Source organism: Cedecea sp. VD22, from assembly GCF_037150195.1.
GTDB lineage: Bacteria > Pseudomonadota > Gammaproteobacteria > Enterobacterales > Enterobacteriaceae > Cedecea.
In genome coordinates this window covers 112,597-138,467 of the sequence record NZ_JBBCPX010000008.1, presented here as the reverse complement: position 1 = coordinate 138,467, position 25,871 = coordinate 112,597, and the positions used below count along the sequence as shown (strand labels likewise).

The 25,871-nt window shown below is 55.4% G+C and carries 21 protein-coding genes; 9 read left to right on the top strand and 12 right to left on the bottom strand.

What is annotated here, in order from left to right:
• Positions 1–12: 12 nt before the first annotated feature.
• Entirely contained in the window at positions 13–1,566 is a 1,554-nt protein-coding gene (locus WFK85_RS15590; protein WP_336708847.1) for a methyl-accepting chemotaxis protein, read from the bottom strand.
• Positions 1,567–1,849: 283 nt separating this feature from the next.
• On the opposite strand from WFK85_RS15590, the gene ppa reads away from it, so the two are divergent.
• Positions 1,850–2,380, top strand: a complete 531-nt coding sequence (ppa, locus tag WFK85_RS15585; RefSeq protein ID WP_008460444.1) for an inorganic diphosphatase — start codon at positions 1,850–1,852, stop codon at positions 2,378–2,380.
• Between the two features lie 118 nt (positions 2,381–2,498).
• On the opposite strand, the gene WFK85_RS15580 is transcribed toward ppa, so the two are convergent.
• Genes WFK85_RS15580 through tamA form a run of 3 tightly spaced genes read right to left on the bottom strand, consistent with a single transcriptional unit; the run spans position 2,499 to position 8,355 of the window.
• The gene (locus WFK85_RS15580; RefSeq protein WP_008460443.1) at positions 2,499–2,843 is read right to left on the bottom strand and encodes a gamma-glutamylcyclotransferase family protein; all 345 of its coding nucleotides are present in this window, start codon (positions 2,841–2,843) and stop codon (positions 2,499–2,501) included.
• A gap of 2 nt (positions 2,844–2,845) precedes the next feature.
• Positions 2,846–6,622 carry an autotransporter assembly complex protein TamB gene (tamB, locus tag WFK85_RS15575; RefSeq protein ID WP_336708845.1) on the bottom strand — a complete coding sequence of 1,259 codons (3,777 nt, stop codon included), beginning with the start codon at positions 6,620–6,622 and terminating at the stop codon, positions 2,846–2,848.
• Positions 6,619–8,355: an autotransporter assembly complex protein TamA gene (tamA, locus tag WFK85_RS15570; protein WP_336708843.1), complete on the bottom strand. Its 1,737-nt coding sequence runs from the start codon at positions 8,353–8,355 to the stop codon at positions 6,619–6,621. The genes tamB and tamA overlap by 4 nt, the downstream gene beginning before the upstream one ends.
• Positions 8,356–8,569: 214 nt before the next feature.
• Between tamA and msrA the strand changes: the two genes are divergently transcribed.
• Positions 8,570–9,205 (top strand): peptide-methionine (S)-S-oxide reductase MsrA, encoded by a 636-nt coding sequence (gene msrA, locus WFK85_RS15565; RefSeq protein ID WP_008460438.1) that lies wholly within the window; start codon positions 8,570–8,572, stop codon positions 9,203–9,205.
• Positions 9,206–9,252: 47 nt separating this feature from the next.
• On the opposite strand, the gene WFK85_RS15560 is transcribed toward msrA, so the two are convergent.
• A complete protein-coding gene (locus WFK85_RS15560; RefSeq protein ID WP_336708841.1) occupies positions 9,253–9,909 on the bottom strand; it encodes a leucine-rich repeat domain-containing protein in 657 nt (218 codons plus the stop codon).
• Between the two features lie 249 nt (positions 9,910–10,158).
• A complete protein-coding gene (locus WFK85_RS15555) occupies positions 10,159–11,493 on the bottom strand; it encodes a hypothetical protein (protein ID WP_336708839.1) in 1,335 nt (444 codons plus the stop codon).
• A gap of 317 nt (positions 11,494–11,810) precedes the next feature.
• Between WFK85_RS15555 and WFK85_RS15550 the strand changes: the two genes are divergently transcribed.
• Positions 11,811–13,148 (top strand): hemolysin family protein, encoded by a 1,338-nt coding sequence (locus tag WFK85_RS15550; RefSeq protein WP_039299843.1) that lies wholly within the window; start codon positions 11,811–11,813, stop codon positions 13,146–13,148.
• A 221-nt stretch (positions 13,149–13,369) separates the two neighbouring features.
• Here WFK85_RS15550 and WFK85_RS15545 read toward each other — a convergent pair whose 3' ends face one another.
• On the bottom strand, positions 13,370–13,576 hold the full coding sequence (locus WFK85_RS15545; protein WP_008460430.1) for a DUF1107 domain-containing protein: 207 nt from the start codon (positions 13,574–13,576) through the stop codon (positions 13,370–13,372).
• Between the two features lie 325 nt (positions 13,577–13,901).
• Between WFK85_RS15545 and WFK85_RS15540 the strand changes: the two genes are divergently transcribed.
• A complete protein-coding gene (locus WFK85_RS15540) occupies positions 13,902–14,459 on the top strand; it encodes a YtfJ family protein (protein ID WP_008460428.1) in 558 nt (185 codons plus the stop codon).
• Here WFK85_RS15540 and cysQ read toward each other — a convergent pair.
• Entirely contained in the window at positions 14,449–15,195 is a 747-nt protein-coding gene (gene cysQ / locus WFK85_RS15535) for a 3'(2'),5'-bisphosphate nucleotidase CysQ (protein ID WP_008460426.1), read from the bottom strand. The genes WFK85_RS15540 and cysQ overlap by 11 nt on opposite strands.
• Before the next feature lie 201 nt (positions 15,196–15,396).
• On the opposite strand from cysQ, the gene WFK85_RS15530 reads away from it, so the two are divergent.
• Entirely contained in the window at positions 15,397–17,328 is a 1,932-nt protein-coding gene (locus WFK85_RS15530) for a bifunctional 2',3'-cyclic-nucleotide 2'-phosphodiesterase/3'-nucleotidase (protein ID WP_336708836.1), read from the top strand.
• A gap of 5 nt (positions 17,329–17,333) precedes the next feature.
• On the opposite strand, the gene WFK85_RS15525 is transcribed toward WFK85_RS15530, so the two are convergent.
• Positions 17,334–17,729, bottom strand: a complete 396-nt coding sequence (locus WFK85_RS15525) for a winged helix-turn-helix transcriptional regulator (protein ID WP_008460422.1) — start codon at positions 17,727–17,729, stop codon at positions 17,334–17,336.
• A 92-nt stretch (positions 17,730–17,821) separates the two neighbouring features.
• On the opposite strand from WFK85_RS15525, the gene WFK85_RS15520 reads away from it, so the two are divergent.
• From WFK85_RS15520 to WFK85_RS15510, 3 genes are all read left to right on the top strand, one after another.
• Positions 17,822–18,670 carry an SDR family oxidoreductase gene (locus WFK85_RS15520; protein WP_336708835.1) on the top strand — a complete coding sequence of 283 codons (849 nt, stop codon included), beginning with the start codon at positions 17,822–17,824 and terminating at the stop codon, positions 18,668–18,670.
• Positions 18,671–18,748: 78 nt separating this feature from the next.
• Positions 18,749–19,570: an AraC family ligand binding domain-containing protein gene (locus tag WFK85_RS15515; protein WP_166993338.1), complete on the top strand. Its 822-nt coding sequence runs from the start codon at positions 18,749–18,751 to the stop codon at positions 19,568–19,570.
• 80 nt (positions 19,571–19,650) lie between these two features.
• Positions 19,651–20,616 (top strand): DMT family transporter, encoded by a 966-nt coding sequence (locus tag WFK85_RS15510; RefSeq protein WP_008460419.1) that lies wholly within the window; start codon positions 19,651–19,653, stop codon positions 20,614–20,616.
• A gap of 62 nt (positions 20,617–20,678) precedes the next feature.
• Here the strand turns inward: WFK85_RS15510 and WFK85_RS15505 are convergent, their stop codons facing one another.
• Positions 20,679–22,334, bottom strand: a complete 1,656-nt coding sequence (locus WFK85_RS15505) for a methyl-accepting chemotaxis protein (protein ID WP_166993335.1) — start codon at positions 22,332–22,334, stop codon at positions 20,679–20,681.
• Positions 22,335–22,579: 245 nt separating this feature from the next.
• Between WFK85_RS15505 and ytfE the strand changes: the two genes are divergently transcribed.
• A complete protein-coding gene (gene ytfE / locus WFK85_RS15500; protein WP_008460417.1) occupies positions 22,580–23,245 on the top strand; it encodes an iron-sulfur cluster repair protein YtfE in 666 nt (221 codons plus the stop codon).
• Between the two features lie 65 nt (positions 23,246–23,310).
• Here ytfE and cycA read toward each other — a convergent pair whose 3' ends face one another.
• Positions 23,311–24,723 carry a D-serine/D-alanine/glycine transporter gene (cycA, locus tag WFK85_RS15495; RefSeq protein ID WP_039289735.1) on the bottom strand — a complete coding sequence of 471 codons (1,413 nt, stop codon included), beginning with the start codon at positions 24,721–24,723 and terminating at the stop codon, positions 23,311–23,313.
• Positions 24,724–25,001: 278 nt separating this feature from the next.
• Positions 25,002–25,622 (bottom strand): FKBP-type peptidyl-prolyl cis-trans isomerase, encoded by a 621-nt coding sequence (gene fklB, locus WFK85_RS15490; protein ID WP_008460415.1) that lies wholly within the window; start codon positions 25,620–25,622, stop codon positions 25,002–25,004.
• Positions 25,623–25,871 lie beyond the last annotated feature (249 nt).

The window sequence follows — 25,871 nt, the reverse complement described above, 5'->3', positions numbered from 1 at the left end:
GGCGTGACGAGATTAATAGCGGAACGAAGCCATCGCGGCGACCAGCTGCTGCGACTGCTCTTCAAGCGAATGCGTTGCCGCAGTGGACTGCTCAACTAAAGCCGCGTTCTGCTGTGCCGCTTCATCCATCTGGCTGACCGCAATATTCACCTGCTCAATACCGTGGCTTTGCTCGTTTGACGCGTTGGCAATTTCGCGAACCAGTTTGGTCATGCGCATAATTTCTTCGGCGATTTCGTCCATGGTTTCCCCGGCCTGCTGCGCCAGCTCGCTGCCCTCACCCACGTGCGTTTGCGAATCGGAAATCAATGCGCGGATCTCTTTTGCTGCCTCGGCGCTGCGGCTTGCCAGGGTACGAACTTCACCGGCGACCACGGCAAAACCACGGCCTTGTTCACCCGCGCGGGCAGCTTCCACCGAAGCGTTAAGGGCCAGAATATTGGTCTGGAAAGCGATGCCGTCGATAACGCTCAGGATGTCGGCGATACGCCCCGCGCTACCGGAAATATCGCGCATTTTCTCAATGACGTAGCACACCATTTCGCTGCCGCGGTCGGCGGTATCGGAGACGACTTTCGCCAGCTTGTGCGCCTGCTCGGCGTTATCGGCGTTTTGCTTCACCGTCGCGGTAATTTGCTCCATGCTGGCCGCTGTTTCTTCCAACGAGGTCGCCGTGGACTCCGTACGCTGAGAAAGATTGAGGTTGCCGGCCGCCAGTTCACGGCTGCCGGTATCAATCTGGGAAGAGGCATCCCGCACGCGGCTGACCGACTCCACCAGCGAGGTTCTCATCGCCACAATCGCGCTGGCAAGACGGCCAAATTCATTGTTGCCCGTTTGCGGAAGCGGTTGGGTCAGGTCGCCATCGGCCACAAACTCCAGTTGGTGAATCGCCTCATCCAGCGGCTTCAACAGCAGGTGACGCAGCGCCAGCCAGACCAGCACAATAATCGCGGCGGTCAGCAGTGCGGCAAAAATAATAAAGCCCAGAACAAGGGTCTTGTGCAGCTGAACGGCAGCCACTTCACTGTTTCCGCGCGTTTCGCCCCAGCTCTGGAAAGCCTGCACGTCATTATCAAACTTCTGTCCCAGCGGGATCAGTCTTTTTTCCAGCAGGTCGTAATAGTCGTCCGGGCTTTGCTTTTGCAGCGCGGCCAGCATCGGCGTAATACCTTGTGCCTGATAGGCGCCAAAGCTTTGCGCCAGGCCGGTAAGCAGGGCGTTACCCTGGTCGTCATTCACGCCGCTGTCGATGACGGACTTCAGGTTTTTCTGCGCCAGCCCAACTTCACCCACGATATTCTGCGTGGCTTTTGTCGCGTCGTCCAGCATGCCAATTTCCATCTGGCGCACCGCCTGGCTTGCCTCGTTTCTGGCGCGAAGCAGCAGAATATAGCCATCGCTAATGCGCACCATTTGCTCACCCTGCAGGCGGTTGATGCGCTCAAGAGAAGTGGAACTTTGCTGCAGGGCATAAATGCCGATGCCGCTTACAACCAACAGCAAGAACGTCATAACCGCTAACAGCGTCAGCAGCCCCGTGCGAATCGACAAATTTCTCAACATGCTTAATTCCCGGTTTAACGATGGCTCATGAATAAAGTAGTGAGCGTGTTATCGGCAATTTTCGGAAATTGTTTAATCAATTTGCGTGATTTACGTTCGTTAAGTGCTTGTTGCCATGATGTTTAACTCAATTATGACAATGAAATGACTCAAGATTTGAGTAGCCTGAAGCGGGGCATTTGGTGCATCCGGAGGGTAGCGGTCAAAAAACAGCAAAAGACATTTAACCGCAGTTGGCTATAATATCGGGCACTTGAAATACACCAGGTTAAAGGAAACAGACATGAGCTTACTCAACGTCCCTGCGGGTAAAGATCTGCCGGAAGACATCTACGTTGTTATCGAAATCCCTGCTAACGCCGATCCAATCAAATACGAAGTAGACAAAGAGAGCGGCGCGCTGTTTGTTGACCGTTTCATGTCTACCGCGATGTTCTACCCGTGCAACTACGGTTACATCAACCACACCCTGTCTCTGGACGGTGACCCGGTTGACGTGCTGGTCCCAACTCCATACCCGCTGGAGCCAGGTAGCGTGATCCGTTGCCGTCCAGTTGGCGTTCTGAAAATGACCGACGAGTCTGGCGAAGATGCAAAACTGGTTGCGGTTCCGCACACCAAACTGAGCAAAGAGTACGATCACATCAAAGATGTGAACGACCTGCCAGAACTGCTGAAAGCGCAGATCACTCACTTCTTCGAGCACTACAAAGATCTCGAGAAAGGCAAATGGGTGAAAGTTGACGGCTGGGATAACGCCGAAGCTGCTAAAGCTGAAATCATCGCTTCTTTCGAACGCGCAGCTAAGAAGTAAGTTAGCCCGCCAGAAAGAAAAAACACCGCCCAAGGGCGGTGTTTTTGTTTCTGCCTCCACCTCATCAGGCAGACAGGCAAAAAAACGGCAACGTGTTGGCGTGGCCGCTTAGGTGTGATTAATACTTTTCTCGATCCAGCCAGTTCCCGCTGTCGATACGGGTTAACCCCTCGACAGGACGCTGATAGACATACATCCACGCGCCGCCGTAAGGGGTCTGAATCAGCTGACGGCTGTACTCTCCCCCTTTGGTGCGCAGCGCGTCCAGCTCAGAAAGCGTAGAGGCGTCTATCCGGTAAACTTCGCCGGAGACCACGCCATCACCCGGCACGGCGCCTGGATAATGCCCAAGGCTATACAACACGTAGTTTTCCTGCGTGTGGTCGCCCAGCCACTGGGCGTTGGTCATCCAGTGGCTGTTGCCTTGTTTGCGTCGTAAACTGCCGTAAACAAATATTCGCATTGCTAAAACTCAAACTGATAGAGCAGATCTAGTGCCTGATCTACGCCAGACACCGCTTCCAGATACAGCTTAGGCATCAGACGATAACGTAACGTTAACGTCGCCAGAGAGTCAAAAATACCTACGCCATATTTAACCTGTAGACCCGGCAGTACATAGCCGCTAACCACCACCTGAGAGGAATCACCCACCCCCGCGGTGTCGAGCGCCAGATTGCTTACGCCAAACGTCTCGCCGATTTTACCCACAACCTGACCACTTTGTGCAACCCCCAGACCCACAAGCATCGATGTCATCGCGTCGCCGTCGTTGCCGGAAGTGTCTAAGCCCTGGCCGCGAAGCAGGTAGGACAAGGCTTCCTGCTGGGACATCGCCGGATCCGAGAATATTTCAGCTTTTGGTTCATCTGCCGGGCCGGTCACACGCACGCCAGCCGTCACGCTGTTTTCGGTCGAGTCCGGGTTACGGATGGCTTCAATATTCAGGTACGGGTTGTCCGGCGGGCCGGAGAACAACAGCTCGCCTTTGCGGACGATAAGATCCTGCCCGTAAGCATGGAATCGGCCCTGAGGAATGTTGATCTGGCCGTTGAGGCCGAGTCCCTGCTTGTCCTGCACCATTTTCAGGTCGCCGGTCAGACGTGCTTTCAGGCCGAAAGCGTCCAGCCGCACGTTGTTGCCGACGTGAATCGTCAGGTTGCTGTTGATCGGGATCCCGGCAGATTTAGGGTTAATCGGCTTCAGATCTTTATCCAGCATCACTTCATCGCTGGAGACGCCCACGGCGCTGTCCGGCACATCATGCACCACGATTCGCGCCCACGGCACATCAACGTTACCGTTGAGGGTAAACAGGCTTGGCGTGGCCACAAATTCAATATCCGGGGAAACGTCCAGGCGCACCATCGGCGGCACGGTAATGCGCACTTTGCTGCCCTTCGCGGCTATGCGCGCCCGCCAGTTGTCGATTTGCGTCCAGTCGGCGTCACCGCTTAACACAATCTGCCCCTGCTTCGTGCGCACCACGCCCTGCAGCGTGGAGTTCATCCCGTTAAAGTTCATGGCAATCTGGCTAGGCTGCATCTCGAACGGCATAAAGTTGCCTTCGACATCGACGCCATTAAGCTGCATTTGTCCGAACATCTGCGGCCGCTCAAGGTTGCCGCCGAGGCGTAAGTTCGCGTTCAGCGTACCGTCCGCCTTTTCGCCTTTCGAGAAGATGGCGTTAGCAATCGCCAGGGAGAAGTTGCGAATATTGACGTTGCCGCCAAGGTTACGCCGCCCCTGTGGGTCGGTGATTTGAACCTGGCCGTCGAACTGCCCGTTATTCGCCACCTTCACCAGCCAGCCAAGCTGGGCGCGGTTATTCTTCAGTTCGGCGTTGAGGTTTAGCGTGTCGAAGGCAACCGGCAAAGTATTGCCGTTCACGACCTGCGCCACTTTCACGCCGCGCCCGCTGAGCGTCACCTGGCCCTGCGGCAGGCCACCAGCTTCGCTGTCCCAGCTCACGTCTGCCTTACCGGTAAACATGCCGCTGGCCTGAGTATCCGCCGGCATCACTGGTTTAAGCATGGCAAGATCGAAGCGGTTGAGGTTTACCAGCGCCCGCCCCTTCGCCCCGGCGTCGATAGTTTGCGGCACACACAGTTCGGCATTCGGGTTAACCCAGCAGTGCGGGCCAATGGCGATTTTCTGTTCTTTATTGCGGAAGTCCAGCGTCAGCTCGCGGTTGAGCGCCCACGGTCCTACCGGCGTATCAAAACGCGTATCCGTTAACTTGCCGCGCCAGCGCTCTTCGTTACGGTCGAAGCTGCCGCTCAGGTTGAGGCGCCCGGAAACAGGCTCTCCCTGAACGCGCAGTTGAAGCTGGTGCTGCTTCTCATCACCCTTCGCGTCCAGCGTGACCAGATCAACCTTCACGCCCGGCTGAGCAACACGTTCTACGCGCAGGTTGAGGTTCCCGGCAATTTGGTCGCTCGATTTTACATCGCCTTTCAGCAGAACACGGGCAATCGTCAACTCCTGCCAGCGCAGGCCGTTAGCGGTCAGGTCAGCCAGCAATTGTGGCGCTTTCACGTCGCCGCGAACTTTCACGATCCCTTTCGCCGTTCCGCCTAAACCAGGCAAGGCGTTATCCAGATTTGGGGCATTGATATTTGCGTCCAGGTTGAGATCTTTTTCGCCCAGTTCGCCTTTCACATCCACCGTATTGCGGCCCAGCGCCACATGCAGGCCCGGCACCTTCCACTGCATGTAGCTGTTACCCTGCAGAGTGCCTTCCACGTTGACCTTATTCTGCTTCACATTGCCGGCAAGCTTCAGCTCGGGAATATCCAGCTGCCAGCTGCCGCCATACAGGCTGCCCCGGGTTTTGATCTTACCGTCCAGCTTCGCGGGCCAGTCCGGGAACTGCTTCGCCGTGTTGATGCCGGCCAGCGTTAACTCCCCCTGCCAGCTGATGGCTTTGCTCCAGTCCACCAGCGCTTTCAGATCCGTACTCCCCTGTAGCGCAGCCACGCGCAGCTTATCGAGGCTAAACTGCTGTTCGTTGCCTTTGCCGTCCAGCGTGATGGTGGCAGGTGGAACCTGATCGCCCTTCACGGCGGTACTAAAGGCCAGCTTGTAGTCGGTCATTTTACCGGTCAGACGCAGTTTAAGGTCGTCGGCCTGGTACTGCTTCTCGCCGGTCAGCGGCCAGGCAAGCTGCTTGCTGTCCAGTTCAACGTTGAGCGGCAGCCCGGCTTCGGCAAGTCGGGTTTTGGCATTCAACTGCATCCCCACCGGCCCTGAAAGGTTGACGCCCACTTTGAGCTCGTCGCGCAGGGCGCCGCCCACGGTCATCTTCACCTTTTCGCCTTTCAGCGGGTCGATGTTCAGCGTGCTGTTGAGCGTTAAGTCAACCGGCCAGTTGTCGCGTAGCTGCGCGCTGCCGGTGGCATTCACCAGCCCCTGAGAGGAGTCCACATCCAACGCATCCAGCTTGAGATTGCCGTCGATGCTGCTCACTTTCAGCAGCAGCGAGTTGACCAGCAAATCCGTATCGCCGGTCAGTCGCAGGCGTGCGCCGCGAAACTCCTGAATATTCAGATTTACCGGCAAATTCACATCCGTCATTTCCGGCAGCAGCGGCTTCTCAAACAGTTGCTTCAGCGTTTCCCCGAGCGGCGCTTCTTCCGGCTGAGGGTGTTGAATTTTCGGCTCAACAATCTCTTCTTTTGCCACCTGCGCGGCCTTCGGCAACGCAATCAGCAAGCCTTCAAGCGATGTCGGGGTCAGCGTCAGGTTGCGCTGCTCCCAGGTCAGGCCGCTGGTGAAGTCCATCACCGAGACGGTGGTGTCGTCGATTTTCACGTTAACGTTATTCAACGCCACGCGGCTCAGGGTAATCGGGTACGGCGTGGAGAGGTTCAGCGGGCCGCTGTCCTCTTCCTGCACCGGGGCAGACGGCGGCATTTTTTTCGTGTCGACCGCAACATCCACATCTTTCAGCGAGAAATCATTTACGCACAGGCTGCTGTGCCACAGGCAGTTTAGCTTCACCGCAAGGTGAACCTCGCCCGCACGCACCGCGACCCCGGGCTGCTCATAGCGCAGGTTCTTTAACGTCAGATTACGCCAGCCGCCGTCAACCTGAGCGATATTCAGCCCCGGCACCCAGCGATTAGCGCCTTTAAACAGCAAATGCAGGCCTGGCGTAGTCCCCACCAGGAAACCGACTGCTGCGATCAGCAGCACAATCACAGCCAGCACCGCGAGGCTTATTTTCTTCCAGCGACTCATAGTTCAGGCCCCAAACCGATGTAAAACTGTAAACCGTGCTCTTCCTTGTCACCCACCGGTACGGCGAAGTCGAGCTTGATAGGCCCAACCGGGGACTGCCAGCGCACGCCAACGCCCGCGCCGGTTTTGAAGTTGCTGCGTTTGATGTCATTCACCGCTTCACCGGAGTCAACGAACGCCGCGCCCCACCATTTGCCGGTCACGTTGTACTGGTACTCCAGCGAGCCGGTTGCCAGCTTGGAGGCCCCCGTTAACTTGCCGTTGCTATCTTCTGGCGATATCGATTTGTATTTATAGCCACGAATACTGCGGTCGCCCCCGGCGAAGAAACGCAGATCAGGCGGCACTTTTTTGAAGTCGTTGGTTTCGATCCACCCCACGTTGCCGCGCACGACAAAACGATGTTTTTCATACAGCGAACGTATCCAAACGTTTTGTGCCTGGAACACGCCGAAATCGACGCCAGAACCCCAGGCCGTATTAGAGACATCGATCGAGTAACGCTGTGAGTCACCCCACGTAGGCATCAGGCCCCCACGTGAGCGGGTACGGTTCAGGCTGACGCCGGGGTAAAGCAGCATGGTCGTGTTGGTGACATCTGCCTGCGTAAAGTGGTCGAGGCTCCAGCGCAGGTTAACGGCGCGTTGCCAGCCGCTGGACATATCCCAGTAGCGGGACAGCGCTACGGTGGTGGAGTCCGATTTTGTGTCGTTGAGATCGGTTCGCTTAAAACCGCCCTGGACCAGGTAGTACTGCTCCAGCGGGCTTTTTAACAGCGGAACTTTGTAGCTGAAATCGAGCGTTTGCTCCGGCCCGGAAAGGCTGGTGCTGGTTGTCAGGCTGTGGCCGTAGGAGTTCATCCACGGTTTTTTCCAGCTGGCCTTCACGCGCGGCCCTACGTCCGTGGAGTAACCTACCCCGGTTTCAATTGTGTTTTCAGTGCGCGGCGTCACCACGCCCTGCAATGGCAGCACTTTAGTCTGGCGTGATTTGTCAAATTCGGGCGCCACCACTACGGAGTTAAACCAGCCGGTGGCGGACAGGCGGCGGTTAAGCTCGGCCAGATCGCTCGACTGGTAATAGTCCCCTTGCTTGAAGGGCACAAGATTTTGCAAATACTCTTCGCGAATCTGGGAGCCCTGAAAGGCCACCGCCCCAAAGCGATAGCGCTCGCCGCTGTCGTAGTCGATATCCCAGAATGCCTGATGCCTTTCGAGAGATACACCTAGCTGGCTCTTACGGAAATCGCTGTCGAAGTAGCCCTTACGCAGCGCGATACTGGAGAGGCTTTTTTTGAAGTTATCGTAGTCAGCGTGATCGAGCACGGTACCTATTTTTGGCCGCTTGGGCAGCAATGCCAGATAGTCTTTATCTGTCCGCGCACCGCCGCGCAAAATCACATCAGTGCCGCCGATTAACACGGGCTGCCCGGCGTCAACCTGTGCCAGCAAAACCTGACGCCCCCCGTTCTGCGGCGGTGGTTTAAGCGTGAAATTGATGGTGGGCTCGTAGTAGCCCAACGCCTTTAGCCCTGCGCGAATGGCGTCGTCGACGCGTGCCTGGAAGCGACGATCCGGCGTCACTTCATCGCTTTGGATGGTTGAAAGCTGAGCGCGGACGTTTTTTTGCAGTTCACCGCTGAGTCCCTCAACCTGCAAACGCACGCTCGCGGCGTTTGCCCATGCGCTCGCCACACACAGGCTTGTAATACATAAAGTACGGATTACTGGCACGTTTTCTCCTGAATATCCTTGTTCCCACCCCTGGAAGGAAACGTCATTCCCGCTCCGCGGATTAACAAAACCCTAACATCGAGGGTTGAAAATAACTCACTAGCCTAAATCTTTCTTATATGTAATGTAGTCTGTAACTCGGATGTATTGTCTGCAATTGCAGGTCTGATGACAACCGCTCGCTTTTTTGCCGATTTTCGGGAGATCCAACACCATGTCATTCTTCGACAAAACTCACAATGTGACGCAGGCCGATGCCCTGCCGGGCCGCAACACGCCGATGCCGGTCGCCACGCTTCACGCGGTTAACGAACACTCGATGACAAATGTACCAGACGGGATGGAAATCGCGCTGTTTGCGATGGGATGTTTTTGGGGCGTAGAGCGCCTGTATTGGGAGATTCCTGGCGTCTACAGTACGGCGGCCGGCTACAGCGGCGGCTACACGCCCAACCCAACCTATCGCGAAGTTTGCAGCGGCCAGACCGGCCATGCTGAAGCGGTGCGAGTGGTTTATGATCCGAAAGTCGTGAGCTACGAGCAGCTTTTACAGGTGTTTTGGGAAAATCACGATCCGGCTCAGGGGATGCGCCAGGGCGGGGACGTCGGCACCCAGTACCGTTCGGCCATATACCCGCTCACGCCGGAACAGGACAAAGCCGCCCACGCCAGCCTTGAACGTTTCCAGGCCGCGATGAATGCCGCCGGCGATAAACGCCAGGTCACCACTGAAATCGCCAACGCAGGTCCGTTCTACTACGCGGAAGACGACCACCAGCAATATCTGTACAAGAATCCGCACGGCTACTGCGGCATTGGCGGCATCGGCGTTTGTCTGCCGCCTCAGTAAGCTTCGCGATAAAGCCAGTCAACCGACTGGCTTTTTCTTTAACGTCGTTAGCCAAAGCCAACCCAGGCCTTTTGATTATTCACATCCAGCGTAGCGGAAGTATGCCCATTCCCGAGGCTGGCCATGCTGATGTTATTTGCCACGCCATGCTTATTCAGCGCCGCCAGCATCGCCCGCACGTTACCCGCCGATCCCTGATCGTTAGCCCCGACCAGGAACACCTCGGTTTTGCGCGCCGACGGATGCAAATGCCGGGACAGCATATCATCCAGAGGGATCCCACCTGAGCCACTGCGCTGCGGATTATCCATATGCAGCGCCAGGCTTTTCCCATCCTGAACAATCATCGCCGCCAGACAAGGTGCCAGGTCGGTGGTGAATAAGGCCGTTTTCTGCCGGGGAGGCTGATGAATTACCTGCGCGCGGTTATTGCCCTGGGCAAAAAACTGCAGTTTGTAACCTTCATCCGCAAAACGTTCATGCGAGCGACGAAACGGTACGCCCTGGTTGTGCTGATTCATCGCCAGTTGCAGCGTTTGCAGGGAGCCCAACTGTAAAAGCGCTTTGGCCGGAAAGGTCTGCAGCGGGTTGCCGGACAAATTCAAATGTTTAAGGTGCGTCAGCGCGCCCAGGGAGTCAGGTAGCGCCGTCAGACCTCGCTCGCTCAGATCTAATGTTTCCCCACGGCACTGAAAGTTATTCATTATTTCGCTACACGCCGCCGCTCTGGCTTTGCCTTCTTCCGCTGTAGGAGCCGCAGCGGTCCAATTCTTGAGATCGCCGTGTAAATCACTCGCGTGCAGGCCAGAGGAAGCGGCCTTCACCGCTGCCGTTGAGGATGTGGTGGAGAATGGTGGCAGACCTGAAGGTCGCGCTGCCGTAGAATTAATATGCATAATCAGGCTCCGAAAATAGACTGCCTGTGTGTGGACGTAACTCCCCCATCGGTTCCTTTACACCTGCTGCTCTGCGGCATTAAGGGAAGTTGCTGGCTGGCGATTTAAGGCCGTCTGCAGCTGATGCCCGATCCAGCCTGCCGCCGAGTTCACGGCAGCCGGGACCTTTTCCTGCAGCGTTTGTGTCATTTTGTCCGCCACGGCGTCAGCGAGGATCTCAGCCGCAGGTACGGCGAAGAACACCGGGGCAGAGGCCACGACGTTGGTCGAATGGCTGATGGCGCTCAGCGAAGCGGCATTCACTCTGGGGAAGGCGTGGGCGACAGCTGCGCCAATCGCGCTACGCAGGCTAATCACACCGGCAAAGCCCCCGGCCAGCATCGCCGTTTTCCCAAGGCTCGGTGCAGAAAGAACGCTTGCCGTCGCTTTCAGGCTATCCGTGGCAATGTCCAGGGGCAGCTTCGCCACGCGCTGAGCGGCGTTTTTAAGCGTATCGCTCACCACATGCGTATTTTTCAAGTCAGTGAACCGCTGCTGCCAGTCGTTGCGCCCCAGCAAATACTCGGGCCCGGTTCGGCCTTTGTTTTCGTCCACCGCATGCAGAATGGCGCTCATCGCACCACCCGCCACCACGCCGCCCGCTGCGGACAGCCACGTATCGGCTTCACCGGCCACTTTCGCCCCGGCAAAATGCGTCAAGGTGGCCGCCGTCGCCAGGCGCGCCAGGTTACGTGCCGAATAGGTCTGAATGGCTAACCCGGTTTCTGCCACCGTCGTCAGCAAGCTCGCTTTTGCCTCTTTTACCGCTTCACGCATGACCGGATGCAGGTCGCTGTCTTTGGCAGACAGCCACGGATTTGTTGCCGTGGCGCGGTTAAGCAGCGTGGTGCCAATGGTGTCGGCGATGCTGGACTGCAGGCCAGCATGGAGGCCAATTTCCGCCGCAGTGTGGGCAAAAGCGCTCAGCAGCGGAACTTTATCGTAGGCAACAGACGCGGCGGCAAACGGGATAGCTCGCACAGCACCTCGCGCAACTTGCCCTAGCCTGTCCAGTTGGTGCCCTTTAGTCAGCACGGCTTCAACAGAGGCGGGCGTTTCCCCCATTTTGTGTAATTCACGGGTTCTCGACTCAATCAGAGCATGCATTTCAGCATGGTTATCGCCGTTAATATGTTTGCCAAACAGCGTGCCAAGCTGGTGATGGATCGCGGCTTCATTGGCCGAGCCATAAACGCTGTTACCCACGAAATGCAGGCTTTCATGCGCGCTTACGGCAGCAGAAGTGGCCACAGATGAACCCGAAGCGATCGACGCCGGTCGCTGGCCGCTGTGTTCCGGTAAGGGAGGAAGCTCCGCCGCCTGTCTGTGCACGGAAGTAACGGAATTGACCATGTGAACGCTCTCCTGATAGTGGGCTAACCGGTCAGGTGAGTGGCAAAAATAGAAGAAAAGTTCCGGGGATAAAAAGAAGAACAGCAGCTTATACAATGCGCCAAACGTTAATCCCATTAATCAAAAAACAGTTCAATAAAAACGCGGCTTTCCGCCGGTTAAATTACAGCCTCTGGTAGCACATCCCATCCTTACGCTATACTACCCCTTGAATTTGCTGGCTCGTTCACAAAAGCGGCCAGCATTTCTTGTGTTTGACCCCTGAGATTTATCCACTTTTCCCTTCCGAGGACCTGGCCACAACAGCCAGATAAATTATGTTAAACAGTATTTTGATAATACTTATCCTTATTGCTATTAGTGCCTTTTTCTCAATCTCTGAGATCTCGCTTGCCGCCTCTCGTAAAATCAAACTTAAGCTGCTGGCCGATGAAGGCAACGTCAATGCCCAGCGCGTGCTAAAGATGCAAGAAACGCCGGGCATGTTCTTTACCGTCGTACAAATTGGCCTTAACGCCGTGGCAATTCTCGGCGGTATCGTCGGCGATGCGGCTTTCTCACCGGCGTTTAAAATTCTGTTGGAGCGTTTTCTGGCTCCAGAACTCGCCGACCAGCTCAGCTTTATTATCTCATTCACCCTCGTCACCAGCCTGTTCATTCTGTTCGCAGACCTCACCCCGAAACGCATCGGTATGATTTCTCCCGAAACGGTTGCTTTACGTATTATCAACCCGATGCGCTTCTGTCTGTTTGTTTTCAGACCTTTAGTGTGGTTCTTCAACGGCCTGGCTAACGTTATTTTCCGCATCTTCAAGCTGCCAATGGTGCGTAAAGACGACATTACTTCTGACGACGTTTACGCGGTGTTTGAAGCCGGTGCGCTGGCAGGCGTGCTGCGAAAGCAGGAACACGAACTGATTGAAAACGTCTTTGAGCTGGAATCGCGTACCGTGCCGTCTTCCATGACCTCGCGCGAAAACGTGATTTGGTTCGACCTGCACGCCGACGAGCAAAGCCTGAAGTCCACCATCGCTGAACATCCGCATTCCAAGTTCCTGGTGTGTAACGGCGATATCGACCACGTCGTTGGCTATGTTGATTCCAAAGAGCTGCTGAACCGCGTGCTGGGCAACCAAAGCATGGCGCTGAACAGCGGCGTGCATCTGCGTAACGCCCTGATTGTGCCGGACACCCTGACGCTCTCCGAAGCGCTGGAAAGCTTTAAAACCGCCGGGGAAGACTTCGCGGTTATCATGAACGAATACGCGCTGGTGGTGGGTATCATTACCCTGAACGACGTGATGACGACGCTGATGGGCGACCTGGTCGGCCAGGGGATGGAAGAGCAAATCGTTGCCCGCGATGAAAACTCATGGCTGGTGGAAGGCGGCACGCCAATTGACGACGTGATGCGCGTGCTGGATATCGATGAGTTCCCGCAGTCCGGTAACTACGAAACCATCGGCGGGTTCATGATGTTTATGCTGCGTAAGATCCCGAAACGCACCGACTCGGTGAAGTTCTCCGGCTACAAGTTTGAGGTGGTGGATATTGATAACTACCGCATCGACCAGCTGCTGGTAACGCGTATCGACAATAAGCCTGTCGCGCTGTCGCCAAAGCTGCCTGATGGCGAAGCGCCTCAGGAGCAGTAAGCAAGCTCTACAAACACTAACGGCCCCTTCGGGGCCGCTTCAGGCAACGAGCAGCAGAACCAGAAAGAAGCATTGTCAGCCGCAGTTTCTACATAAACCAGGAAAACCATTGCATTGGTTTTCGGCTGATAGCCACAAAGAGGGAAAAACCACGCTTTTTCCCTCTTTGTCTATAAACACTAACGGCCCCTTCGGGGCCGTTTTTTTTACAACTTTTGGGCCTAACCCATATCCGCCTGTAAGCGCATCACCTGGCGGTTGACCTCGGACATGACCGAGTAGTGCTGCTTATCCTTAACTTTCGGGACAAGGATTTTGCCCTTATCAAATTCGAAAGCGCCAACGTCCTTGATATACAACCGTCCACGGAACAGGATCTTCACGTACTTCGCCACCTGAAGGGGGTTGTAACGTTGGAAAATTTTCATTGTTCTTTACTCCTGCATGTTAACGCCTCTGCGAGCTACATTTGGCCCGACAAAATGAGGCGAAAAAGTTTGGTGCTCGAAAACTATAGTCCAGATATCGAAGGTCACCTAGTGTGTAGAAGTTTTTTTACTAAAAGATTACAAAGTTGCAGAACAATATTTTTAAATGTAAAAAACGGCAGCGTAAGCCTTCAAATTTCAGGGTTATGTGCGTCAGCCCGCAAACTGGCACTTTGCTTGCGGGACAGATGCTTATTCAGCACATATGCTTAAAACATCGGCCCAAGTGGTCGGATCACCTGCTAACAACAATAAGGAGTCACCGATGACCCTGCGCAAAACGCTGGCGCTGTCTCTTCTGCTGCTGCCGCTCATGGCCTCAGCCCACAACTTTGAAAATAATCAGCGAGTTTCCCCTATTGGCATTACCGATAAGGGCGAACTGGTGCTGGATAACAATAAGTTTAGTTATAAAAACTGGAATAGCGCGCAGCTGCCTGGGAAAGTGAGAGTCCTGCAGCATATTGCCGGCCGTTCGAGCGCCAAAGAAGAAAATGCGGCCATGGTCGAAGCCATCAAAGCGGCAAAATTCCCGCATGATAAGTACCAGACCACCACCATTGTGAACACCGACGACGCAATTGTTGGCACCAGCATGTTTGTGCGCAGCAGCATCGAAAGTAATAAGAAAGAGTTTCCGTGGTCGCAGTTTATCGTCGACAGCAACGGCGTAGCGGCGAAAGCGTGGCAGCTGCAACAGGGCGGCTCAGCTATCGTGGTACTGGATAAAGAAGGCAGAATTCAGTTCGCCAAAGATGGCCCGTTAACCCAGCAGGAAGTGCAGCAGGTGATTAGCCTGCTGCAAGGGTTACTCAGTAAATAGAAACACGGAAACCGGGGTTCAGGAACGACTCGCGCGGGGTATAGTCCAGCGGCTTACCCTGCCAGTCATGAACGTGCGCCCCGGCAGCGACCGCCACGGCGTGCCCTGCTGCGGTGTCCCAGATATTGGTTGGCCCAAAGCGAGGATAGAGCTGGGCCTGACCGTCTGCCACCAGGCAGAACTTCAGCGACGAGCCAATGGCCGTGGTTTGGTGCTCACCCATCTGCTGGAGATACTCTTTTAGCTCGCTATCGTTGGCGGCATGAGACCGGCTGACCACCACGCGCGGTGGGCGGGCATCCCGCACATGAATCTGATTGCGTACGCCGCACTCTTCTTTCCAGGCCTTCCCCTCTGCGGCGCTGTACATAATCTTCAGCACCGGCGCGTAGACAACGCCCATCACCGCTTTTCCACCTTCAATAAGCGCGATATTCACGGTGAACTCGCCGTTACGCTTAAGAAACTCTTTTGTACCGTCCAGCGGATCAACCAGCCAGTAGCGCTGCCAGCTTTGGCGGGTATCCCACGACTGGGGATCTTCTTCTGACAGCACAGGGATGTCCGGCGTCAACGCTTTCAGCCCTTTCAGAATAATGTCGTGGGCAGCAAGATCCGCCGCCGTTACCGGAGAGTCATCAAGCTTATGTGTCGCCTGAAGCGGTTTCTCTCCCTCATAAACTTGCATGATAGCGGCCCCGGCCTCGCGGGCCAGCTGGCAAATTTGTTCTAACATTCTCCACCTCGCGTTGTGTCTCTGCGCTACATCGAGCGAATAACTTATTGTTTTACTTATATCTCATTGCACCACGATGCGCTATCTGTGAAGCATTTCTGGTTTACCGGGCTTAAATTCTGGCAGACTTCACAAAATTGTAAGCAACAGTCTGTATATACATTGCCCTCTGTGGCGTACCTCTAAAAAGGACATTTAAACATGATTAAGTTTAGCGCAACGCTTCTGGCGACGCTGATAGCCGCCAGCGTCAATGCGGCCACCGTTGACCTGCGGATCATGGAAACGACCGATCTGCACAGCAACATGATGGACTTCGATTACTACAAAGATACGCCGACAGAGAAGTTCGGTCTGGTACGCACAGCAAGTTTGATCAATGCCGCGCGCGGTGAAGTCACTAACAGCGTGCTGGTGGATAACGGCGATATTATTCAGGGCAGCCCGCTCGGTGATTACGCGGCCGCAAAAGGGCTTAAAGCCGGGGAAATTCATCCGGTTTATAAAGCGCTGAATACGCTCGACTATACGGTCGGCAACCTGGGCAACCACGAATTCAACTACGGCCTCGACTTCCTGCACAAAGCCCTCGCTGGCGCGAAATTCCCGTATGTGAACGCCAATATCATCGACGTGAAAACCCAGAAGCCAATGTTCACGCCGTACCTGATTAAAGAAACAGAAGTCAAAGACAAAGACGGTAAAACCCAGACGCTGCGCATCGGCTACATCGGCTTCGTGCCGCCGCAAATCATGACCTGGGATAAAGCCAACCTGAGCGGCAAAGTGACGGTGAACGACATTACCGAAACCGCCAAAAAATACGTGCCGGAAATGCGCCAACAGGGCGCTGATGTAGTCGTCGTGATTGCCCACTCGGGGCTGTCCAGCGAGCCTTATCAGGCGATGGCAGAAAACTCCGTTTATTACCTCAGCCAGGTACCAGGCGTGGACGCCATTATGTTCGGCCATGCCCATGCCGTATTCCCTGGAAAAGACTTTGCCAATATTAAAGGGGCCGATATCGAAAAAGGCACCCTGAACGGCGTGCCTGCCGTGATGCCGGGCATGTGGGGCGACCACCTCGGCGTGGTAGATCTGGTGCTGAACAACGATTCTGGCAGTTGGAAGGTCACCAGCAGCAAGGCGGAAGCGCGGCCAATTTATGACAGCGTAGCCAAAAAATCGCTGGCGGCAGAAGATCAGAACCTGAAGAAAGTGCTTGAGCACGATCACACTGCAACCCGCGAGTTTGTCAGCAAGCCGGTGGGTAAATCGGCTGACAACATGTACAGCTATCTGGCGCTGGTGCAGGACGATCCCACCGTTCAGGTGGTGAATAACGCGCAGAAGGCCTACGTCGAGAAATACATTCAGGGCGACCCGGATCTTGCGAATCTGCCGGTGCTTTCCGCCGCCGCGCCGTTCAAAGTGGGCGGGCGTAAAAACGATCCGGCGAGCTTTGTTGAAGTTGAAAAAGGCCAGCTGACCTTCCGCAACGCCGCCGATCTCTACCTTTACCCGAACACGCTGGTGGTGGTGAAAGCGACCGGGAAAGAAGTTAAAGAGTGGCTGGAGTGTTCCGCCGGGCAGTTCAACCAGATCGACGTGAACAGCACTAAGCCTCAGGAACTGATCAACTGGGACGGCTTCCGTACCTACAACTTCGACGTCATCGACGGCGTGAACTACCAGATAGACGTCAGCCAGCCGGCTCGCTACGACGGTGAATGCCAGATGGTGAACCCGAAGGCCGAGCGCATCAAAGACCTCACCTTCAAGGGTAAACCTATCGACCCGAATGCCGTCTTCCTGGTGGCAACCAATAACTACCGCGCTTACGGCGGCAAGTTTGCCGGAACCGGCGACAGCCACATCGCGTTTGCTTCCCCGGATGAGAACCGCTCGGTGCTGGCTAACTGGATCGGTGCTCAGGGCGAAATTCATCCTGCGGCGGACAACAACTGGCGTCTGGCGCCTATAGCCAGCAAGCAGCCGCTGGACATCCGCTTTGAAACCTCGCCGACCGACAAAGCCGCCGCCTTTATCAAAGAAAAAGGCCAATACCCAATGAAAAAAGTCGCTAACGACGACATTGGTTTTGCTGTCTATCAGCTTGATTTAAGCAAGTAAGTGCCTCAGGCGTCCCGTTTCTCCCGGGACGCCATTACCTGCGGCAAATTCCCCTCGATCCAGTCGGCCAGCGCGGCCACTTTCTCGGCAATTTCGTGGCCCATCGGCGTCAGCGTGTACTCTACGTGCGGCGGTACAACCGGGTAAGATTTGCGATCCACAAAACCGTCCGCCTCCAGCCACTGCAGCGTCTGCGCCAGCATTTTCTCGCTCACGCCGCCCATCTTGCGCCTTAAATCGCTAAAACGATGAGTGCCGTCCTGTAATGCCACTAAAATTAAGACACCCCAGCGGCTGGTCACGTGTTTCAGCACATCCCGCGAGGGGCATTTGTCGCTAAACAGATTGCCGTTGCGCAGCTGCTCGCTCAGCGTCATGGGCGCTTCGATGATTTCACTCATTTAACACTTACCTTTTTGTACGTACTTACTAAAAGTTAGTTAGGGTGCTAGTGTGGCACAACTTGTTCGAAACATCACTCAGGAGATTGATCATGATTGCGATTACCGGCGCATCCGGCCAGTTGGGCCGCCTTGTTATTGAAGATTTGTTGAAAACCGTGAAAGCCGAAGAGATCGTGGCCGTTGTGCGTAACCCGGCCAAAGTTGACGATTTTGCCAGCCGTGGCGTACAGGTTCGCGAGGCAGATTACGGGGATGTGTCAGCCCTGGCAAAAGCGTTCTCAGGTGTGGAAAAAGTGCTGCTGATCTCCTCCAGCGAGGTTGGCCAGCGCGCCGCTCAGCACAACAATATTATTGCCGCAGCTAAACAGGCAGGCGTGAAACTCATCGCCTATACCAGCCTGCTGCATGCCGACAAATCGCCACTGGCCCTCGCCGAAGAACACATTGTCACGGAGCAGCAGCTCAAAGCCTCCGGCGTTCCATTCGTGCTGCTGCGTAACGGCTGGTATACCGAAAACTACCTGGCCAGCGTACCGCCTGCGATTCAGCACGGCGTGTTTATCGGCAGCGCCGGGGAAGGCAAAATCGCCTCTGCAACGCGGGCTGATTACGCGGCAGCGGCTGCTAAAGTGATGACGCTGGATAACCAGGCAGGCAAAGTTTATGAGCTGGCGGGAGATCGCGGCTGGACGCTGACCGAACTGGCGGCGGAAGTCAGCCAGCAAAGCGGCAAGCCCGTGGTTTATCAGAACCTGAATGAGGCCGATTTTAAAGCTGCGCTGCAGGGCGCTGGCCTGCCGGAAGGCTTTGCCGCGCTGCTGGCCAACTCCGATGCTGGAGCGGAAAAAGGTGGTCTTTTTGACGACAGCCACCAGCTCAGCAAACTGCTCGGTCGCCCAACCACATCGCTTCGCGACAGCGTGAAAAGCGCCCTTTAATTGTTAAAAAGTGGTTAATAACTAGCCCTGTACGCGGACATCTCTATAATAACGGGAGAATCCGCGTGGAGAGAAAGCGTGCAGGGAGTTCCCGAGCAGTTTAGCGATGAGAGAGACAGCGCCCAGTTTCGGCATTTGCCGCAGTTGCCGGGCGTTGAGCTTTATCATGCCCATATTGCGAAGTACGCCTTTGAGCCACACACCCACGAAGCCTTCGGCATCGGGGCCATCACCTGGGGTGCAGAGCGTTTCCGCTACCGGGGCGAGCAACTGGTTGCCCCCACGGACTCGCTGGTGCTCATGAACCCGGATGAGCTGCATACTGGCGAAGCCGCCAGCGAAGACGGCTGGCAGTACCGCATGATTTACCTGGATCCTAACCTGCTGGAGTCGCTGACCGGGGAGAGAAGCTGGTGGTTTAACGCCGCCGTGAATCACGATCCCGCCCGCGCCCGCCAGGTTTCGCAATTTATTGCGGGCCTTTGGCAGGCCGAGGATACGCTCACTCAGCAGGGGCTGTTGCTGAATCTTGTTGAGGCATTTCGCCCCTATGCCCGCCATCTTCCAGGGCCTCACGAGGCGGCGAACCGCTTCGCCCTCGTCCGCGAATACCTTTACGACAACTATATGCACACCATCACCCTTGAAGATTTATCGGGGCTGGTGTCCCTTAGTCCTTACCATTTTCAAAGGCAGTTCAAAGCCTGTTATCACGTCACTCCGCATCAGATGCTGATGGCGATTCGCCTGTGGCACGCCAAACAATTCCTCACTAACGGCATGCCCGCGGCCCAGGTTGCCGCCGCCAGCGGCCTGACGGACCAGGCGCACCTGACCCGCGCCTTTGCCCAGCGCTATGGCATTACTCCCGGGCGTTACCAAAAGCAGGTCACCCGCTAACAAGACAGCAACCTGGTACAATACGCCACAGTACGATCCCCCTACACTGCCGCTAAATTGTGTTGTTGCAGGAAATAAAGATGTTAAGTGGTGTGCTGTACGCCCTGCTGGCGGGGCTGATGTGGGGATTAATTTTTGTAGGGCCAATTATCGTCCCGGACTATCCGGCTGCCCTGCAGTCGACCGGGCGCTATCTGGCCCTTGGGCTGATTGCGATTCCCATTGCCTGGCTTGGGCGTAAGCGCCTGCGCGAGCTGAGCCGCCAGGACTGGTTTACCGCCCTGAAGCTCTCGAGCGTCGGGAACCTGATTTATTACGTCTGCCTGGCAAGCGCCATTCAGCGTACCGGGGCGCCTATCGCGACGATGATCATCGGCACGCTGCCGGTGGTGATCCCCATTTTTGCTAACCTGCTATACAGCAAAAGAGACGGCAAGCTGCCGTGGCGACGCCTTGCCCCGGCGCTGGTGGTGATTGCCGCCGGGTTAATTATGGTAAATACCGCCGAGCTTCGCGGAGAGCAGGCCGATTTCAGCTGGTGGCGCTACGCCAGCGGTATTCTGCTGGCCTTTGTTTCGGTGGCCTGTTGGGCCTGGTATGCCCTGCGCAATGCCCGCTGGCTTCGGGAAAATCCGGATAAAAACCCAATGATGTGGGCCACGGTTCAGGGGCTTTCCACGCTGCCCTTCTCGCTTATCGGTTATGTCGCCGTGTGCATTTGGATGGGCAGTCATGATTCAGGCTTTACCCTGCCTTTCGGCCCGCGCCCGGAAGTCTTTATCACCCTGATGCTGGCGATTGCCGTTCTTTGTTCGTGGCTGGGTAATCTGTGCTGGAACATCGCCTGCCAGCGCCTGCCGACGGTCATTGTCGGCCCGCTGATCGTCTTTGAGACCTTAGCCGGCCTGGCTTACACCTTTATGATTCGCCAGAGCTGGCCGCCGCTGCTGACGCTCGGCGGGGTGCTGTGCCTGACGATTGGCGTGGTGCTCGCGGTGCGATCCAAACCGGAGAAAGCAACGGTGGTTCAGGTTTCCGAGGCATAAAAAAGCCGGGATTTACCCCGGCCTTAAGAAGAAGGTCCCGGCTAAATATCGCCGGGGTTTTTTTAGAAGGTTTCCCAGTTCGCATCCGAAACCGGCATCACCTGTTTGGCTTTTAATTGCGGCGTTTTTACGTGAGCTGCTTTTACGAGACTCGGCGCACGACGGCTGATTTTAAACACCGCTACCGCTTCATTAAGGCGCGAAGCCTGCTCTTCAAGCGCAGCCGCTGCGGCCGCGGACTCTTCGACCAGCGAGGCATTCTGCTGGGTCACGCGGTCCATCTCCGCCACGGCCTGCCCAACCTGGTCGATACCCCGGCTTTGCTCGTCCGACGCGGACGCAATTTCACCCATAATATCGGTAACCCGGGTTACGGCGCTGACGATTTCCGCCATCGTTTTACCGGCTTCATTCACCAGATCTGAGCCTGCGTTAACGCGCTCGCCGGAATCATCGATCAGCGCTTTAATCTCTTTTGCCGCCTGGGCACTGCGCTGGGCAAGCGTCCGCACTTCACCCGCGACCACGGCGAACCCACGCCCCTGCTCACCCGCTCTGGCCGCTTCTACCGCAGCGTTAAGCGCCAGGATGTTAGTCTGGAAAGCAATACCGTCAATCACGCTGGTGATTTGGGCGATTTTGCTTGAGCTGGTGGCAATTTCATCCATCGTCCGCACCACGCCTTCGACCACATTGCCGCCTTTTTTCGCGGTCGTGGAAGCGTCCAGCGCAAGACGAGAAGCCTGCCGTGCGTTGTCGGCGTTTTGCTTCACCGTCGCCGTCAGCTGTTCCATGCTGGCCGCCGTTTCTTCCAGCGAAGCCGCCTGCTGTTCGGTACGGGAAGAGAGATCGTTGCTGCCGGCAGAGATTTCACCGGCGCCGGTATAAATGGTGTCGGCCCCGTCGCGCACTACGCTGACGGTATTTGCCAGGGCGGTTTGCATCTCTTTCACGCTATTAGCCAGCAGGGCCATTTCGTTTTTGCCTTCGGCCTCAATAGGCCGGGTCAGGTCACCTGCGGCAATGGCACGAATATGATCCATCACTTCACGCAGCGGCATCAGCAGGACGCGACGCATCGCGACCCAGCTCACCACAATCACGCCGATGACGCCAAGCATGACGACGCTGAGGATCCACAGAATCCGCTGGTAGTCGGCCTGATTATCGCGCACGCCCTGGCTGGACAGCTCGGCCTGCTCATCGCGCCATTCGCGGTAGACCTTCTGCATCACCACCTGCTTTTGTTCCGCATTCTGCTTGAACATTTGCTCGAGGTTGCCCTCGGCCAGGAAGGTGTTCATTTTGGCAAGCGTTGAAGCGTAGTTATGGTATTGCGCTTCCAGCTCATCGCTCAGGTGTGGACGTAAACCTGGGGTATCGGGTAACGCCTGATACTTTTCGAAATGGCTTTGCGCTTCCGCCAGCAGTGAATTAGCCGTGGCGACTAACTCCTGGAGCTGCCCGCCGTTGATCTGATTCGCCATGCTGCCCTGAATACGCAGCATGCCGCGGTTCAGCGTGACGCGAGCCTGGTTGAGGCCGATCCAGGCATCGGTAAATTCAGCCACGTTCTGGCTGGAGAGTTGGGAGACAGTGAAGTTGTTCTTATCGTTATTGAGGGCATTGATGAAAACCGTGGCTGACAGCAGCTGCATGAGCCCCAGCACAATTAACACGGTAACCAGTAAGGTGATAACTTTCATTCTTTTAAACATGTATAGCCTTTTCTTATGCAGATATTGTCCGACGTCTAACTATCGGCAGTACCTCATGGTTATTTATGCTTCGTCCATCAACAAACCACCATTTTTGGGGATTTTTTGTAATCATTCAGTATGTTAAGCAGAAAACATTTTTTGTGATCCACATCTCGCTATGATCGCTGCCCCGAAAGGGTTATAGTGCCCACATAAAGATGCATTTAAAATGCATCTTATATTTCATGATGAGGAATCAAGCTATGGCCTACCGCGATCAACCTTTAGGTGAACTGGCGCTGACTATTCCACGCGCTTCCGCGCTGTTTCGTAAACTGGATTTGGATTTTTGCTGCGGCGGGAAACAGACGCTGCTGCGCGCGGCAACGCGTAAGGAATTGGATCTGGACGCTATCGAAGCTCAGCTGACCGCATTATCCGAAGAGCCGGTAGAAAAAGACTGGCGCGCTGCGCCGCTGGCAGAAATCATCGACCACATTATTGTGCGCTTCCACGACCGCCACCGTGAGCAGTTGCCGGAGCTGATTCTGCAGGCAACCAAAGTCGAGCGTGTCCATGCCGATAAGCCCAACGTGCCGAAAGGGCTGGCGAAATACCTCACCATGCTGCATCAGGAACTGAGCAGCCACATGATGAAAGAGGAACAAATCCTGTTCCCAATGATTAAGCAGGGCATGGGCACTCAGGCCGGCGGCCCGATTAGCGTGATGGAAAGCGAGCATGATGATGCGGGCGAACTGCTGGAGGTGATTAAGCACACCACCAATAACGTCACGCCTCCGCCGGAAGCCTGCACGACGTGGAAAGCGATGTATAACGGGATTAATGAACTGATTGAAGACCTGATGAACCACATCAGTCTGGAGAATAACGTCCTGTTTCCACGCGCGTTGAGCGGGGAAAAATAAGTAGTTCGCCTTACAAAAAAACCTCTCCAGAAAAGGAGAGGTTTTTTAACATTTATACTGCGCGCTTACTTACCGATATTTGCCAGACGTTTCTTACCGATGAACAGCCAACCAGCCCCCAGCACAATGAACCACAGCGGCGTCACGATCAGCGCCTGACGGGTATCATCTTCCAGCGTCAGCAGGACAATCACAAAGACGAAGAACGCCATGCACACCCAGCACATCAGCTTGCCCAGCGGCATCTTATAGATGGACTTCTCGTGCAGATGAGGACGCTGTTTGCGGTACACCAGATACGAGCAAAGAATGATGGTCCAGACGAACATGAACAGAATCGCGGAAACCGTGGTGATCATAGTAAAAGCCGCAATCACGTTCGGGTTCACGTAAAGCATTACCACGCCGCCCAGCAGACAGATACAGGAGAAGGTTAACCCTTTCGCCGGTACCGCACGTTTGGAAAGCTTAGCGAACGCTTTAGGCGCCACGCCGTCCTGCGCCAGGCCGAACAGCATACGGCTGGTGGAGAACACGCCGCTGTTCGCGGAGGAAGCCGCAGAAGTCAGCACCACAAAGTTGATGATACTTGCCGCAGCCGGCAGGCCGACCAGCATGAAGAGCTCAACGAACGGGCTCTTGTTCGGCACCACGGAGCTCCACGGCGTCACCGACATGATGATGATCAGCGAGAAGACGTAGAACATAATGATACGCACCGGGATCGAGTTAATCGCCCGCGGCAGTGATTTTTCAGGATCTTTGGTTTCCGCGGCCGTGGTGCCCACCAGCTCAATGCCCACGAAGGCAAAGACCGCTATCTGGAACCCGGCAAAGAAGCCGCTGATGCCTTTCGGGAACCAGCCGCCATCGTTCCAGAGGTTGTTGAAGGAGGCCTCAACGCCGGACGGGGAATGGAAGCTAGTCAACACCATCACCAGGCCGATGACGATCAGCGCCACAATAGCGACGATTTTGATCATCGCGAACCAGAACTCCATCTCACCGAACATTTTCACGGTGGCCAGGTTCAGGCTCAGCAGCACCAGCACAACGGCCAGCGAGGCGACCCAGTCGGAAAGCCCGGGGAACCAGAACTGGGCGTAGGCGGTTATCGCCACGACGTCCGCCATACCGGTCACCACCCAGCAGAACCAATACGTCCAACCGGTGAAATATCCCGCCCACGGCCCCAGCAAATCTGCGGCAAAATCGCTGAACGATTTATATTCCAGATTCGATAGCAGCAGCTCGCCCATCGCACGCATCACGAAGAACAGCATAAAGCCGATGATCATGTAGACGAAGATGATGGACGGCCCCGCAAGGCTGATGGTTTTCCCTGACCCCATGAACAAGCCGGTGCCGATGGCACCCCCAATGGCAATAAGCTGAATATGGCGGTTTGTTAAATTACGCCGCAGCGACTGCTCGGTCGGCGCCTGAGCGTCATCCGCGACTTTGACCTGATCTACCATGTTTGTATTTTCCTGTACCTGTCTGTTTTTTCAGGCTCTACTGGCCCGTGAACTGTTTTTACGTGATGTTGTTTTGTGTGATACGAGGTAAGAATCGGTGGGATAAATAATAAGCACAAGGGTAATGTTAATTTTTTGTTTAATTTGAGTGTGAAATCGCATTCACTGCGCGATATGGCTCACAAAAATACCCGTAAAACAGGTTAATGCAAGATAAAATCACGCTAGTTTATTATTAGGCAATGCAAAACCCCGCACCTGGCGGGGTTCTGAGCGCTTTACAGAATTTCCAGCAGCTCGACTTCAAACACCAGGGTGCTGAATGGTGGGATAGAAGCACCGGCACCGCGCTCACCGTAAGCGAGGTTGTGCGGAATGGTCAGTTCCCATTTGGAGCCAACCGGCATCAGGGTCAGCGCTTCGATCCAGCCAGCAATAACGCCGCTTACCGGGAACTCTGCCGGTTCGCCACGCTGGACGGAGCTATCGAAAACGGTGCCGTCGATCAGCTTACCGGTGTAATGCACGCGCACGTGATCTTTCCGGGCAGGAATTGGGCCAGTACCCTGAGTGATAACGCGGAACTGCAGGCCAGATTCGGTGCTGCTCACGCCTTCTTTCTCTGCGTTCTCAGCCAGGTATTTCTGGCCTTCTACCGCCAGCTCTTTCTGACGTTCGCGACGCACTTCGTCCGCACGTTCGTGAACTTCACGCAGAGCGCGGTGTACAACGTCAACAGGCACGGCAGGGGCATTCCCTTCCAGCGCGTCACGGAGGCCAGCGACCAGCGCTTCTGGCAGTAAACCTTGCAGGCCGGACTCGCTCAGCTGCTGGCCTACCTGCAGACCAATACCGTAACTTGCTTGCGCTTCGACGCTGTCAAAAGAAGGGGTTGTCATGGATTTTCCTTTCATGATGTTTAAAAGCAAGCCCGAAGCATAACAGCGTCAATCCGCAGGGTAAATGACATTGGAGGAAAGGTGACAAATGCAAACGAAACGGGAACAATAGCTTAAGCGGGCGCAAAACTGCGGTTCACCGTCACGGAAACCGGGATTGCCACAGGCATCAAACAGTTAGCGTTTACACTCTAAATAATTCGAGTTGCAGCCAATACCGGCAGCTTGAAGCAGGACGAGTCTATACTG

Excerpts from the sequence above, each read along its gene's own strand:
- WFK85_RS15590 (WP_336708847.1), bottom strand. The coding sequence starts at position 1,566 with ATGTTGAGAAATTTGTCGATTCGCACGGGGCTGCTGACGCTGTTAGCG.
- ppa (WP_008460444.1), top strand. The coding sequence starts at position 1,850 with ATGAGCTTACTCAACGTCCCTGCGGGTAAAGATCTGCCGGAAGACATC.
- WFK85_RS15580 (WP_008460443.1), bottom strand. The coding sequence starts at position 2,843 with ATGCGAATATTTGTTTACGGCAGTTTACGACGCAAACAAGGCAACAGC.
- tamB (WP_336708845.1), bottom strand. The coding sequence starts at position 6,622 with ATGAGTCGCTGGAAGAAAATAAGCCTCGCGGTGCTGGCTGTGATTGTG.
- msrA (WP_008460438.1), top strand. The coding sequence starts at position 8,570 with ATGTCATTCTTCGACAAAACTCACAATGTGACGCAGGCCGATGCCCTG.
- WFK85_RS15560 (WP_336708841.1), bottom strand. The coding sequence starts at position 9,909 with ATGAATAACTTTCAGTGCCGTGGGGAAACATTAGATCTGAGCGAGCGA.
- WFK85_RS15555 (WP_336708839.1), bottom strand. The coding sequence starts at position 11,493 with ATGGTCAATTCCGTTACTTCCGTGCACAGACAGGCGGCGGAGCTTCCT.
- WFK85_RS15550 (WP_039299843.1), top strand. The coding sequence starts at position 11,811 with ATGTTAAACAGTATTTTGATAATACTTATCCTTATTGCTATTAGTGCC.
- WFK85_RS15545 (WP_008460430.1), bottom strand. The coding sequence starts at position 13,576 with ATGAAAATTTTCCAACGTTACAACCCCCTTCAGGTGGCGAAGTACGTG.
- WFK85_RS15540 (WP_008460428.1), top strand. The coding sequence starts at position 13,902 with ATGACCCTGCGCAAAACGCTGGCGCTGTCTCTTCTGCTGCTGCCGCTC.
- cysQ (WP_008460426.1), bottom strand. The coding sequence starts at position 15,195 with ATGTTAGAACAAATTTGCCAGCTGGCCCGCGAGGCCGGGGCCGCTATC.
- WFK85_RS15530 (WP_336708836.1), top strand. The coding sequence starts at position 15,397 with ATGATTAAGTTTAGCGCAACGCTTCTGGCGACGCTGATAGCCGCCAGC.
- WFK85_RS15525 (WP_008460422.1), bottom strand. The coding sequence starts at position 17,729 with ATGAGTGAAATCATCGAAGCGCCCATGACGCTGAGCGAGCAGCTGCGC.
- WFK85_RS15520 (WP_336708835.1), top strand. The coding sequence starts at position 17,822 with ATGATTGCGATTACCGGCGCATCCGGCCAGTTGGGCCGCCTTGTTATT.
- WFK85_RS15510 (WP_008460419.1), top strand. The coding sequence starts at position 19,651 with ATGTTAAGTGGTGTGCTGTACGCCCTGCTGGCGGGGCTGATGTGGGGA.
- WFK85_RS15505 (WP_166993335.1), bottom strand. The coding sequence starts at position 22,334 with ATGTTTAAAAGAATGAAAGTTATCACCTTACTGGTTACCGTGTTAATT.
- ytfE (WP_008460417.1), top strand. The coding sequence starts at position 22,580 with ATGGCCTACCGCGATCAACCTTTAGGTGAACTGGCGCTGACTATTCCA.
- cycA (WP_039289735.1), bottom strand. The coding sequence starts at position 24,723 with ATGGTAGATCAGGTCAAAGTCGCGGATGACGCTCAGGCGCCGACCGAG.
- fklB (WP_008460415.1), bottom strand. The coding sequence starts at position 25,622 with ATGACAACCCCTTCTTTTGACAGCGTCGAAGCGCAAGCAAGTTACGGT.